Raw genomic sequence first — 13768 nt, forward strand, 5'->3', positions numbered from 1 at the left:
GGAAAATTCGATCGATCTAGCGAGGCTTGAAAAGTGGCAGAGCAAACTGAAGTGTGACCGCCTCACGGCCGGTGGGCGCGCGCTTGCCGGCCAAGTTCCAGACATTCGCCCGCACGATCAAATGGTCACTCAACCGGCCGATCCGCTTCCGAAAGCAGCCGTTTACCGCAGATAGCGGATTGACGCGTTATCGGTGGGCTCCGTCTTCGTGCGAGCAGACACCCACTTGTTCGGAGGTTTGATGAGACGTTCAGACGTCGCCTCCAGCGCGAAAGCCGCCGGACGCCCTAGAACACCTAGCTCGGCTTTGGTTGACCGCTCGATATACATCGCGATTGGCACTGACGCTTGCGTCACGTCATGCTCAGCGTCGTGTCGATGCGCGTGCCGCGCTTGATGAAGAGCGTGACGGGCGTCCTTTCGCAGATTTCGGCAAGGCGCGCGCGTTGCGCCTCTTCAAGCGATCCTCCAACCGCTACATCGCGGCGGATGTACTGGATCCCGTCATGATCGGCATGAAGGCTGACCGCAACGGCGATCGTGGCGGACGGCCACGTCTTGCGCTGCATGTACATGCGCAGCGTTGCGGCTGTGCACGCGGCAAGCCCGGACAGCACGAACGCGAATGGCGCGGGGCCGCGATCCTGGCCGCCTTCGTGGGGGCCTTCGTCGCCCGTCAGCGGGTGGCGTCCGGCCTCGATGGCGACGAGATAGTCGGGCGCGTCGGCCGCAAGGTGAGCAGTAGCGGAGGCGAGCGGCATGAGTAACTCCAAGGCGTGGCGTGATATCGCGCGCGTCAGTTGAATGGCGTGATGCTTCCGGCTTCGCCGGGCACATGCGATGCACCGGCTCCTTGCTTGCATGTGCGGTAATGCTACGCCTCATTCTGAGGCAGTCGCCGTCCCAGAGTGCGTTTGGTAACTCCACGGAATGCGTGGCGTGGAGTCGCGAGCTGTCGAGATTCAAGACGAAATCACAGCCATATTCCGCACGATGATGAAGAGGCAGACCGGCTAGAACGAGTGCCGGACTCCAACCGTGGCGCCCAGAGTTGTGCCTTGTGAGCCAAAGAGCGCGCCATTCACAGACAGCCTGGCTCGCATTGAATCCGCGATGGGGCTTTGTTGTGCATGGACGAGAGCGGAGACGTCTTCGCTGATAGACGCATCTGACTGCTCGTTAGACGGCAGGGGTCGGCGGCAGCGCACCCAGCCGATCGTGAAAGTCCAGCCAATCGAAAGCGAGCAACGGGATCGTTGGATCGCCGCGCTTCCACAATCCTGAATGAAGTCGGTGTGTCCGATGTGGCGGAAGAGGCGCTAGCAAAAGCTAACCGACTGGTGCGGACGGCGCTTTCCGATAAGAGCGCGAGCGGGGCCGCGCAACTGCCGGATGCCGGGCAGAAAGCACTCGATTAGTGCTTGAACGCCCATGCGTATCGAGACTGCGCATCAAGCTTGTGCACGGGTTGCCCAATCGATACCGCGAACATCCGTATCGACGGCGATGGCACGCTTATCGCTTTATGACGCACAGGAGCCGGTGCAGCATCCGGTTTAGCAGTCACAATCTGGCAAATGGACGACTAGGGTTCCGGTCCCGTCTCGATGCGACAACAGCATTCGATGCGCGACGCTGGTCCGAGAGTTGTCGACCTCATCGAGGTTACACGGCGGGACAAAAGCCCGGGAGAGAACGCGATGCGTCGCGCCGCTCCTGCCGTCGATAACCGTCCCTGCGAGGTCAACCTCATGCGCAAGCTCCGTCTTTTCGCCGCTGCCGCCGTCGCTCTCTCCCTCTGCATTTCCACACCCTCATTCGCTCAGGCCAGAAAGGACTTCAAGGTCTGCTGGACCATCTACGCTGGCTGGATGCCGTGGGGCTACGCGAAGACCCAAGGCATCATGTCCAAATGGGCGAAGAAGTACGGCATCAATGTCGACGTCGTGCAGCTGAACGACTACATCGAATCGATCAACCAGTACACGGCCGGCAAGTTCGATGGCTGCGCGATGACCAACATGGACGCGCTCACCATTCCGGCAACGGGAGGCGTGGATAGCACGGCGCTGATCGTCAGCGACTATTCGAACGGCAACGACGGCGTGCTCATCAAGGGCGCGGGCAAGAAGGTCGCCGATCTCAAAGGCCAGTCCGTCAATCTCGTCGAACTCTCCGTCTCGCACTATCTGCTGGCTCGCGCGCTCGAATCGGCGGGCATGAGCGAGCGCGACATCAAGACCGTCAACACGTCCGACGCCGACATTTCCGGCGCGTTCGCCACGCCCGCCGTCCACAACGCTGTCACGTGGAACCCGATGCTCGCCGACCTGAAGGCGAAGCCCAACGTCAGCGAAGTGTTCGACTCGAGCAAGATTCCTGGCGAGATCATGGACATGATGGTCGTCAACACGAAGACGCTTCAGGACAACCCCGCGCTCGGCAAGGCGCTCACGGGCGCATGGTTCGAAATCGTGCAGACGATGCACGGCACTTCGCCCGACAGCCAGGCCGCGCTCGCGTCGATGGCCAAGGCCTCGGGCACGGACCTCGCGGGCTATAAGGCGCAACTGTCGACCACGGCGCTCTTCTACACGCCGCAACAGGCGCTCGACTTCGCGACCAGCCCGAACATGCCGAAGATCATGACGCGCGTCGCGCAGTTCTCGTTCGATCATGGCCTGCTCGGCAAGGGCGCGTCGAATTCGGGCGCGGTCGGCATGGCGTTCGACAACAACGTGGTCGTCGGCAGCAAGAGCAACCTGAAGCTGCGTTTCGATCCGACCTATGTGCGCCTCGCCGCACAAGGCAAGCTGTGAACGCCGCGTCAATCTGAGCAGGAGAGGCCCATGCGGCTCATCAACCGACATCCCGGCCGCACCGGCAGTCTGATGCTGTTGCTGCTGCCCTTCATCGTGCTCGTCGCGGTGTATTTCACGGGCTCGTCGCTGCGGCTGCAAGCGAACCCCGACGACAAGCTGCTGCCGGGCGCCACGCAGATGACGGACGCGCTGCGCGAATACGCGTTCACTCAGGACAAGCGCACGGGCGAATACGTGATGTGGGAGGACACGGTGTCGAGCATGAAGCGGCTCGGCATCGGGCTCGTCGCCAGCGCTGCAATCGGGCTCGTGTTCGGCATCGCGACGGGCAGCATTCCGCTCGCGGGCGCCACGCTGTCGCCGTTCATCACCGTGATATCGATGATTCCCCCGCTCGCGGTACTGCCGATTCTCTTCATCGTGTTCGGCCTGGACGAGTTGTCGAAGGTCGTGCTGATTGTGATCGGCATCACGCCGATGATGATCCGCGATCTGCAACAGCGCACGCGCGAGATTCCCGAGGAGCTGTGGATCAAGGCGCAAACGCTCGGTGCGTCGAGCTGGACACTGATCCTGCGGGTGATCGTGCCGCAACTGCTGCCGCGCCTTCTGATCGCATTGCGTCTCGCACTGACCTCGGCGTGGCTGTTCCTGATCGCGGCGGAAGCGATTGCTTCGACCGACGGCCTCGGCTATCGCATCTTTCTCGTGCGCCGCTATCTCGCGATGGATGTGATCCTGCCTTACGTCGCGTGGATCACGCTGCTCGCGTGGTTCATCGACGAAGCGCTGCGCCGTCTCACGCAATGGGCATTCCCCTGGTACAACGGAGGCCGCGCATGATCGAAATCCGCAACCTGTGGAAGCAGTACGGCGATCAGGTCGTGCTGGAGCGGCTCAATCTGCGCATTGCGGAAGGCGAGTTCTGTTCGATGGTCGGTGCGTCGGGCTGCGGCAAGTCGACGTTTCTGCGGCTGCTGCTCGGCCAGGAACGTCCGACACGCGGCCAGATCCTGCTCGACGGCGAACCGCTGCCGGCGGAGCCGGACCCGCATCGCGGCGTGGTGTTTCAGCGTTATTCGGTATTTCCGCATCTCACCGTGCTGCGCAACGTGATGCTTGGACTCGAACTGCCGCACGCACCCATCACAGGGCGGCTGTTCGGCGCGCGCCGCCGCCGCGCGCGCGATGAAGCCGTCGCGATGCTCGCACGCGTCGGCCTTGCCGATTCGCTCGACAAGTACCCGCATCAGTTGTCGGGCGGCATGCAGCAGCGTCTCGCGCTTGCGCAGGCGCTCGTGATGAAGCCGCGCGTGCTGCTGCTCGACGAACCCTTCGGCGCGCTCGACCCCGGCATCCGCCGCGACATGCATGAATTGCTGAGCGCGCTGTGGCGCGAAGCGCGGCTGACCGTCTTCATGGTCACGCACGACCTGAAAGAGGGCTTCACCCTCGGCAGCCGTGTGCTGGTGTTCGACAAGGTGCGCATCGATCCTCAAGCGCCGCAGGCTTATGGCGCGCGCATCACCTACGACATTCCGCTCGAACGCAACGGCGTGCGCGAGCCGCAGGCGGCCACGGCGATTGCGCCGCTGCTTGCCGTGCCCGCATGAACCGTGCAAACGATGCAAACGAATCAAGGACACGACATGAACGAAACACTGCTCGACGAAACCGTGCCCGGTGGCGGCCACGCGTCGTTGATACTCAAGCGCGGCCAGTTGCTGCGCGTCACCGACGTGCGCGGCGGCGCGAACGTCAGCATGCTGCTCTTCAACGCCGCCGAGAAAAGCGAACGGCTGAATCTGCCCGACACGCTGAAGTGCCAGCACACCGCGAAGCTGACCAAAGGTCATTGCATCTATTCCGACATGGGCCGCGTGCTCGCCGCGATCGTCGCAGATACGTGCGGCTGGCACGACAGTCTCGCGGGTGTCTCCAATGCCGCCGAAGTGCGGGAGAAATACGGCCAGGGCCGCTATCAGGAACTGCGCAACGCGTTCTATCGCAACGGCACCGACAACCTGCTCGTCGAACTCGGCAAATGGGGGCTCGGCATCGCCGATCTGCTGATGACGCTCAACCTTTTCAGCCGCGTCGATGTGACCGATACGGGCGCGATGAAATTCGTCGAGGGCAATTCGAAGGCAGGCGACTACGTCGAGTTGTACGCGCCGATGAACACGCTCGTCGTGCTGACGGCGATCCAGCATCCGCTCGACCCGAACCCGGAATACGCACCAAAGCCCGTGAAGCTCGCGCTGCGCGCCGCCGATCCGCAAGTGGCGGAAGTCTGCCGCACGTCGTGCGACGAGAACACGCGCGGCTTCATCAATACCGAACGATTCTTTCTCTGAGCAAGCGATGCGCGCCATGACGACAACCACACTCACAGCCAGCACGCGTGATCCCGCCGATGCCATCTTCCGCGAAACGTTGCCCGCGGGCGAACCGTGGCTCAAGGAACTGAAGGCGGGGCAGACGCTGCGTATTCGCGACGTCGAAGGCAATCAGGCCATCGACACGCTCTTCTACCGCCTCGCGAATCCGCGCGAGCGCTACGACGCGCAACGCACGCTGCGCCGCCAGCAGAGCCTTTATCTGACGACAGGCACCGTGCTCTATTCGAACCTCGGCAATCCGATGTTGACCATCGTCGCCGATACGTGTGGACGTCATGACACGCTCGGCGGCGCCTGCGCGCAGGAAAGCAACACCGTGCGCTATGCGCTCGAAAAGCGCTACATGCACAGCTGCCGCGACAACTACCTGCGCGCCTGCGCGCACGACGGCCGCCTGTCGAAGCATGACATCGCCGCCAACATCAACTTCTTCATGAACGTTCCCGTGACGTCCGAGGGTGGCCTGACGTTCGAAGACGGCATTTCCGCGCCGGGCAAATACGTCGAATTGCGCGCTGAAATGGACGTGATCGTGCTGATCTCGAACTGCCCGCAACTGAACAATCCGTGCAACGCGTACAACCCTACTCCAGCGGAGCTGACGATATGGAACTGAGCACGCTGCGCGTGTGGCTCTACACGATGATGAAAGTCCGCGCGGAGCGCCTGGTGACGACGAAGCTGCAGACGAAGCCGCCGGCGAAGCCGCGGACGAAGCCCGCAGAACAGCACACGAAACACTGAACATCGCGAGCAACCGACGCGACCTGCCGTGGACGACCTCGGCATGCATGCCCACGTGGCGGGACGACCCGCCCACGCATTGAACATCCACTCATGTTCGATAAAGTCCTCATTGCGAATCGCGGCGCGATTGCCTGCCGCATTCTGCGCACGCTGCGCGACCTGCACGTCGAAGGCGTGGCCGTCTATAGCGAGGCGGATCGCGCGAGCCGCCATGTCAGTCTCGCGGGCACGGCGCGCAGCCTCGGCGACGGCGCGGCGAGCGTCACCTATCTCGACATTGGCAAGCTGCTCGACATCGCGCGCGAAGAAGGCGTGCAGGCGATCCATCCCGGCTACGGCTTTCTGTCCGAGAACGCGGCCTTCGCCGAAGCCTGCGAAGCCGCAGGCGTCGCGTTCATCGGCCCAACGCCCGCGCAATTGCGCGCGTTCGGCCTGAAGCACACGGCGCGCGCCATCGCCGCCGAACAGGGCGTGCCGATGCTCGAAGGCACGGGCCTGCTGGACGATCTCGAGGCCGCGCTCGAAGCGGCAGGGCGCGTCGGCTACCCGGTGATGCTGAAGAGCACCGCGGGCGGCGGCGGCATCGGCATGCGCGTGTGCCGTGCCGCCGACGAACTGGCCGCGCAGTTCGACAACGTCAAGCGGCTTGGCCAGAACAACTTCTCCGATGCGGGCGTGTTCCTCGAAAAGTACATCGAAAAAGCGCGGCATCTCGAAGTGCAGGTATTCGGCGACGGCAAGGGCGGGGCGATCGCGCTCGGCGTTCGCGATTGCTCGGTGCAGCGGCGCAACCAGAAGGTGCTCGAAGAGACGCCTGCACCCAATCTGCCCGAAGGCGTCGAAGCCGCGCTGTGCGATGCCGCCATCCGGCTGGCACAAGCCGTCGCCTACCGCTCGGCGGGCACGGTCGAATTCGTCTACGACAGCGACGCCGCGCGCTTCTATTTTCTCGAAGTGAACACGCGCCTCCAGGTCGAGCACGGTGTCACCGAACAGGTATGGGGCGTCGATCTGGTGCGCTGGATGATCGAGCTCGCTGCGGGCACGCTCGCGCCGCTCGACGTGCTGTCGCGCGATCTGAAGCCGCAAGGCCACGCGATCCAGGCGCGCCTCTATGCGGAAGATCCCGGCCGCGATTTCAAGCCCTGTCCGGGCCTGCTGACGGAAGTGTCGTTTCCTTGCGCCGATGGCCGCGCACTGCGCATCGACACATGGATCGAAGCGGGTTGTGAAGTGCCGCCGTGGTTCGATCCCATGCTCGCAAAGCTGATCGCGTGGCAGCCGACACGCGACGCAGCGCGCCACGCGCTCGACGCCGCGCTCGAAGCCTCGCGCATCTACGGTGTCGAGACCAACCGCGACTATCTGCGCCAGATACTGGCGGACGCGCCGTTCGCAAGCGGCCAGCCGTGGACGCGCTGTCTCGAACACCTGCGCTACCGCGCGTCGACATTCGAAGTGCTGAGCGGCGGCACGCAGACCACCGTGCAGGACTACCCGGGACGTCCCGGCTATTGGGCCGTCGGCGTGCCGCCTTCCGGTCCGATGGACGACCGCTCGTTGCGCCTCGGCAACCGGCTGCTGGGCAACGATGCGCAAGCGGCCGCGCTCGAAATCACGATGAGCGGACCGACGTTGCGCTTCAACACCGACGCTGTCGTGATCGTCACGGGCGCCACGCTGCCTGTCTCGCTCGACGAAGTGCCGCAGCCGATGAACACGACGCTCTACGTCGCAGCCGGTGCGACGCTCGCGCTCGGCACGATACGCGGCGCGGGCGCCCGCGCCTACTTGTGCGTGCGCGGCGGTCTCGATGTCGCGCAGTATCTTGGCAGCCGCAGCACGTTCACGCTCGGCCAGTTCGGCGGCCACGGCGGACGCGCGCTGCGTGCAGGCGACGTGCTGCATCTGCATCCACTCGTGGACCGCGAAGCAGGCGCGACGTTGCCCGCCGCGCTCGTGCACCATCTGGACGACGTGCGTGTACTGCGCGTGATCTATGGTCCGCATGGCGCGCCCGAGTACTTCAGCGCGCGCTATATCGAACAGTTTCTCGCTACGGACTGGGAGATCCACTTCAATTCGAGCCGCACAGGCGTGCGCCTCATCGGTCCGAAGCCCGAATGGACGCGCGCCGATGGCGGCGAAGCAGGGTTGCATCCATCGAACATTCACGACAACCCCTACGCGGTGGGCGCTATCGATTTCACGGGCGATATGCCCGTGATTCTCGGCCCCGATGGACCGAGCCTCGGCGGCTTCGTGTGCCCGGTCACGATCATCGAAGCCGACCTGTGGCAGATCGGCCAGTTGAAGGCTGGCGACAAGGTGCGCTTCGTTCCCGTCGACATCGCGACCGCGCGTGCGGCGGCCCTCGCACGCGGCAAAGAACTGGAAACGCTCGACGAACAGGAACGGTTGCCTCACCCCGGCGATGGCGCAACGCTGCCATCGCCCATCGTGCTGAACGTCGGCGAAGGCGATGAACGGCTCGTTGCGCGCCTTTCCGGCGATACGCATCTGCTGCTCGAAATCGGACCGCCCGAACTCGATCTGGTGCTGCGCTTTCGCGGCCACGCGCTGATGCAATCGCTCGAAGCGTTGCAATTGCCCGGCGTGATCGATCTCACGCCCGGCATCCGCTCGCTTCAGGTGCACTATCAGCCGGAGCAACTGCCGCTTGCCGCGCTGCTCGAACACGTGTCGTCGACGTGGCGGCGCGTGCTGCTGCAAAAGGATCTGCGCGCGCCGTCGCGTATCGTGCATCTGCCGTTGTCGTGGGATGATCCGGCGTGCCAGCTTGCGATCGACAAGTACATGACCACCGTGCGCAAGGATGCGCCGTGGTGCCCGAGCAATCTGGAGTTCATCCGCCGCATCAACGACCTCGACTCGATCGATGCCGTGAAGCGCATCGTGTTCGATGCGAGTTATCTCGTGATGGGCCTCGGCGACGTGTATCTCGGCGCGCCCGTCGCGACGCCGCTCGATCCGCGCCATCGTCTCGTGACGACGAAGTACAACCCGGCTCGCACGTGGACCGCGGAGAACTCGGTCGGCATCGGCGGCGCGTATCTGTGCGTGTACGGTATGGAAGGGCCGGGCGGCTATCAGTTCGTCGGACGCACGCTGCAAATGTGGAACCGCTATCGCGACGTCGCGGATTTCGCGGGGCGCCCGTACCTGTTGCGCTTTTTCGACCAGATCCGCTTCTACGAAGTGTCCGCCGACGAACTGCTGCGCATCCGCGAGGCGTTTCCGCTCGGGCGCTATCCGTTGCGGATCGAAGAAACCGAACTCTCGCTCGCCGACTATCAGGCTTTTCTCGAACGCGACGCGGACGATATCGCGCAGTTCCGCGCGCGCCAGCAACGCGCGTTTCAGGCCGAACGGCAGCGCTGGCACGAAGCGGGCAGCAACGAAGACGCGCTCGAACCGCCCACTTCCGCCGATGCCGAGATTGCGCCGCTCACGGACGGCCAGATTGCCGTCGATAGCGAAATCGCGGGCAACTTGTGGCAAGTGCGCGTCGAGACGGGCGCGACCGTCGAAGCGGGCGACGTGCTGCTCGTGATCGAATCGATGAAGATGGAGATTTCGGTGATCGCGCCATGCGCGGGCACAGTCGGCGAGATTCACGTGGCGCCGGGCTCGCCTGTGCGCGCGGGGCAACGCGTCGTCGTGATCGAACAGCACGCTTGAACCAGCACTGCCATTCAACGCATTCAAGGAACCTTTGACAATGGATTCATTCGACCTGCGTCTTCCCGCGCTGCGCGCCGCGTACCGCGCGGGCCGCACGACGCCGCGCGCGCTCATCGCCGCCTTGCGCGAACGCGCTGCAACGCTGAACCCGGAGTACCGGCTTTTCATTCATTTGCTGTCCGACGCGGAGATCGAGCCTTATCTCGCGGCGCTGGATTCGGCCGACATCGATTCGCTGCCGCTCTACGGCGTGCCGTTCGCCCTGAAGGACAACATCGATCTGGCCGGCGTGCCCACGACGGCCGCCTGCCCCGCATTCGCCTACACGCCGCGCGAATCGGCGACACTCGCAGCACAACTGATCGCGCTCGGCGCCGTGCCCATCGGCAAGACCAATCTCGACCAGTTCGCCACGGGCCTCAACGGCACCCGTTCGCCTTATGGCAAATGCCGCAACAGCGTGCATCCCGACTATCCTTCGGGCGGATCGAGCGCGGGCTCGTCGCTGGCTGTCGCACTCGGTGTCGCGAGCTTCGCGCTCGGCACCGACACGGCGGGATCGGGCCGCGTGCCCGCCGCACTGAACAACCTCTTCGGAACGAAGGGGACGAAGGGACTGCTGTCGACGGCGGGCGTGGTGCCTGCGTGCCGCACACTCGATTGCGTGACGTATTTCACCGCGACCGCGAGCGAGGCGAGCGAACTGCTCGCGCTCACGGCGCGTCATGATCCCGCGGACGCCTACAGCCGCGCCAATCCGCAGTGGAACGACGCGTCCGCATTCGGTGCAGTGCACCGCTTTCGCTTTGGCGTGCCGGCTCAACTCGAATTTGCCGGCTGCGACGAAAGTCCCGCATTGTTTGCGCAGGCGCGCGCGGCGCTCGAAGCGATCGGCGGCGAGGCAGTTGAAATCGATTTCGCACCGTTCGTGGAAGCAGCGCGGCTGCTCTACGAAGGACCGTGGGTCGCGGAGCGCTACAGCGTTGCGGGTGCACTGATGGAATCGCAACCCGACGCCGTGCTGCCCGTGATCCGCGACGTGCTGTCAAAAGCGCCAGGCGCGACGGCCGTTGATGCATTTCGCTCGCAGTATCGCCTTCAGGCTTTGAAGCAACGCTGCGATGCCGAGCTCGCGCAACTGGATTGCGTGCTGACGCCATCCATTCCGCGCCCCGTCACGCTCGCCGAACTGGAGCGTGATCCTATCGGCGCGAACTCGCTGCTCGGGCATTACACGAACTTCATGAACCTGCTCGACTACGCCGCCGTCGCGACACCCGCCGGATTCATGCGCGACGGTCTGCCGTGGGGCGTGACGCTGTTCGGCCGCGCTTTTACCGATCAATACTTGCTGAGCGTCGCCGATGCGTTGCATCGCAAGCTCGCTGTGCCGTTGATCGGCGGCGCGCGTGACGATGGCAGCGTGTCTGCGCGAAAAGCCCGCCACGACCGAATGAAGCTGGTCGTGTGCGGCGCGCATCTCGATGGGCTGGCGCTGAACGGCCAGCTGAGGGCGCGCGGTGCCCGGCTCGTCGAAGCAACGACGAGCGCGCCGCGCTATCGCCTGTATGCGCTGGCGGCACGACCGATGCAGCGCCCCGGCATGATGCGCGATACGGCGAATGGCGCGGCGATTGCCGTCGAAGTGTGGGAGTTGCCGAGCGCCGAACTCGGTTCGTTTCTCGCGGGCATCGACGCGCCGCTCGCACTCGGGAAGGTTGAACTTGCGGACGGACGTTGGGAGACCGGCTTCGTGTGTGAAGCATATGGTCTAAAAGGCGCAACTGACATCACAGGGTACGGTGGGTGGCGTGCGTGGCTGCAACATCTTGAGCGCGAGCGCATGAAAGCAACCACTGCATGATCGCCGCGCGGGCGGGCGCCGCTGTCAATGGCGGCGCCTTCGTTTGGCGATATCGTCAAGAACGCTACAGTCGTACGACGCGACGGGACCGAACACCGCCCCCTTTTGCGGACTGCCTTAGCCGTATTCGCCCTCGTGGCCGAGTGCGATTCGCATGTCAGGCATGAATGACAAAAGCCGCATTGCTGTCTCCTGCGCAGTTGCTGCAGAGCGCAATATTTATATGAGGCAAGTCCTTACGGGACCTGCAGGCCGGACACGGGTAACATTTAAATTGTTTTCGAACCCGTATCGCTTGAGGCTGAGGATGGCAGTGCCGACCCTCCGAAGGCAATGCAGCTTTGTTCAATCGCGGCTGAAAAAATCTGACCATGCGAATCCCTCCGTTGAAATCCATCATTGCCTTCGAAAGCATCGCGCGCACCAAGAGTGTCAACCGTGCCGCTGAAGAGCTCGACCTCACCGCGTCGGCGGTCAGCCATCAGTTGAGCAATCTCGAATCGATGATTGGTCAATCGCTATTCCAACGGACGGGACGTGGTCTTGTTCTGACGCCGACCGGCGAGCGTTATCTGTCTGACGTGACGGGGTCGCTGGCCGACCTCAGCCGGGCGACGGAACGGGCTTCAAGCCAGAAGGAGGTCGACATTTTGCGCGTGCATTCGAGCCCGAGCTTCGGACTTATGTGGCTGCTGCCGCGGCTGCCGTCGTTTCAGGAAGCCAACGGGGACGTTCAACTGAATGTAGCTTGCTCGTACGAGAACGTTTCATTTTCAAATGGGTACTACGACATCGACATCCGCCACGGATACGGCGAGTGGAGCAACCTCGAGGTACGAACCGTCCGCGGTGAATTCATTGCACCGCTTGCCTCGCCGGCCTATCTTGAGCGTCATCCGGTGAAAAACCCGGAAGACCTGCTAGACCAGCGGCTCGTTTATTCGGAGACGCCTCTTGTCCAATGGCGGCAGTGGTTCGGACGGGCCGGTGTAGCCGCTGCACATAAGACGTTCGACTTCTCTTTCGACCGTTCGTATATGTCCATCGAGACAGCTTCGCTAGGCCTCGGAATCGCGCTGGAAAGTGTGATGATGGCGTCCCGCAAGATAAGGGACGGTTCGCTTGTGCAAGTATTTGACGATAGTCATTCGGTCGAGGTGGGAGCCCATCATCTGGTTTACCCCCGCCAGAACGCCGACTTGCCTCGAGTTGCAAAATTCCTCTCTTGGATCGAACAAGAAATCGAGCGCAGCAGACCCGGTTCGCAGGGATAACCCTGGGGCTGAAAATTTCTCAGCTACGGTTGAAAGGAACTGCGTTGATGCAAGGCTTGCTGGCGGACAAACTTCGCCTACACCTAGTTCATCAACGGAGACACTCACATGTTGCTCGAGAATCAAGTCGTCATTATCACGGGCGCGGCGTCGGCACGCGGCATCGGTAAGGCAACAGCAAAGGTAATGGCGGCACAAGGCGCGCGCATTGCTATCCTGGACCTGAGCCAGTCAGATGCAGAAAGCGCCGCGCGTGACCTGGGCGAAGGCCACCTGGGCCTCGCTTGTGACGTTACCGATAAAGCGGCGTGTGTGGCAGCTGCAGATGCGGTGGCAGCAAAATACGGCCGCATCGATGCATTGGTGAACAATGCCGGAATTACGCAACCCATCAAGACGCTCGAAATCTCGAAGAACAATTTCGACGCGGTCATCGGCGTAAGTCTGCTTGGAACGCTGTACATGTCACAGGCTGTTATCCCGCACATGAAACAGCAGCAACGTGGCAGCATCGTTTGTATGTCGTCCGTTTCAGCGCAGCGCGGCGGCGGCATTTTCGGCGGCCCCCATTACAGCGCAGCGAAGGCTGGCGTCCTCGGACTTGCCAAGGCGATGGCACGCGAATTCGGTGGTGACCATATCCGCGTCAATTCTATTACACCGGGCCTTATCCAGACGGACATCACTGGCGACAAGCTGACCCCGGAGATGCGCGCTGACATCATCAAGGGCATTCCGCTGGGGCGCCTCGGTGAAGCAAACGACATCGCCAATGCTTGCCTGTTCCTGGCGAGCGACCTCTCTACGTATCTGACAGGCATCACGCTCGACGTCAACGGCGGCATGCTGATTCACTGACATCACCCACTTGTGTTCGCCCGTCGGCGCACACGATGACGCACGAGGTCTAGCCGAGGCGTCTTGCCGCGCAAGCGGCCCTAGAGGATGGAGCTG

General features: G+C 63.1%; 11 protein-coding genes and 1 riboswitch. Of the genes, 10 read left to right on the forward strand and 1 reads right to left on the reverse strand.

The genetic code is table 11. From position 1 onward, the window contains the following. Positions 1 to 353 precede the first annotated feature (353 nt). Complete coding sequence (locus J8I87_RS01475) at positions 354 to 761, reverse strand: OsmC family protein (RefSeq protein ID WP_209929651.1); 408 nt, start codon at positions 759 to 761, stop codon at positions 354 to 356. 813 nt (positions 762 to 1574) lie between these two features. Then, positions 1575 to 1694, forward strand: a riboswitch (guanidine-I (ykkC/yxkD leader). A gap of 57 nt (positions 1695 to 1751) precedes the next feature. Between J8I87_RS01475 and J8I87_RS01480 the strand changes: the two genes are divergently transcribed. From J8I87_RS01480 to J8I87_RS01525, 10 genes are all read left to right on the forward strand, one after another. Next, positions 1752 to 2819 carry a putative urea ABC transporter substrate-binding protein gene (locus J8I87_RS01480; protein WP_209929712.1) on the forward strand — a complete coding sequence of 356 codons (1068 nt, stop codon included), beginning with the start codon at positions 1752 to 1754 and terminating at the stop codon, positions 2817 to 2819. Positions 2820 to 2849: 30 nt separating this feature from the next. Continuing rightward, on the forward strand, positions 2850 to 3665 hold the full coding sequence (locus tag J8I87_RS01485; protein WP_209929652.1) for an ABC transporter permease: 816 nt from the start codon (positions 2850 to 2852) through the stop codon (positions 3663 to 3665). Then, the gene (locus tag J8I87_RS01490; protein ID WP_209929653.1) at positions 3662 to 4435 is read left to right on the forward strand and encodes an ABC transporter ATP-binding protein; all 774 of its coding nucleotides are present in this window, start codon (positions 3662 to 3664) and stop codon (positions 4433 to 4435) included. The genes J8I87_RS01485 and J8I87_RS01490 overlap by 4 nt, the downstream gene beginning before the upstream one ends. Before the next feature lie 36 nt (positions 4436 to 4471). Then, on the forward strand, positions 4472 to 5179 hold the full coding sequence (locus J8I87_RS01495; RefSeq protein ID WP_209929654.1) for an urea amidolyase associated protein UAAP1: 708 nt from the start codon (positions 4472 to 4474) through the stop codon (positions 5177 to 5179). A 16-nt stretch (positions 5180 to 5195) separates the two neighbouring features. After that, positions 5196 to 5840: an urea amidolyase associated protein UAAP2 gene (locus J8I87_RS01500; RefSeq protein WP_209929655.1), complete on the forward strand. Its 645-nt coding sequence runs from the start codon at positions 5196 to 5198 to the stop codon at positions 5838 to 5840. Further along, entirely contained in the window at positions 5831 to 5968 is a 138-nt protein-coding gene (locus J8I87_RS01505) for a hypothetical protein (protein ID WP_209929656.1), read from the forward strand. The genes J8I87_RS01500 and J8I87_RS01505 overlap by 10 nt, the downstream gene beginning before the upstream one ends. A 93-nt stretch (positions 5969 to 6061) precedes the next feature. Then, positions 6062 to 9673, forward strand: coding sequence for an urea carboxylase (gene uca, locus J8I87_RS01510; protein WP_209929657.1), 3612 nt, complete (start codon positions 6062 to 6064; stop codon positions 9671 to 9673). A 40-nt stretch (positions 9674 to 9713) separates the two neighbouring features. Next, positions 9714 to 11540: an allophanate hydrolase gene (atzF, locus tag J8I87_RS01515; protein WP_209929658.1), complete on the forward strand. Its 1827-nt coding sequence runs from the start codon at positions 9714 to 9716 to the stop codon at positions 11538 to 11540. A 371-nt stretch (positions 11541 to 11911) separates the two neighbouring features. Further along, on the forward strand, positions 11912 to 12814 hold the full coding sequence (locus J8I87_RS01520) for a LysR substrate-binding domain-containing protein (RefSeq protein WP_209929659.1): 903 nt from the start codon (positions 11912 to 11914) through the stop codon (positions 12812 to 12814). Between the two features lie 108 nt (positions 12815 to 12922). Further along, on the forward strand, positions 12923 to 13672 hold the full coding sequence (locus tag J8I87_RS01525) for an SDR family NAD(P)-dependent oxidoreductase (protein ID WP_209929660.1): 750 nt from the start codon (positions 12923 to 12925) through the stop codon (positions 13670 to 13672). Positions 13673 to 13768: the final 96 nt, after the last annotated feature.

It is taken from the genome of Paraburkholderia sp. LEh10 (assembly GCF_017814945.1).
GTDB lineage: Bacteria > Pseudomonadota > Gammaproteobacteria > Burkholderiales > Burkholderiaceae > Paraburkholderia.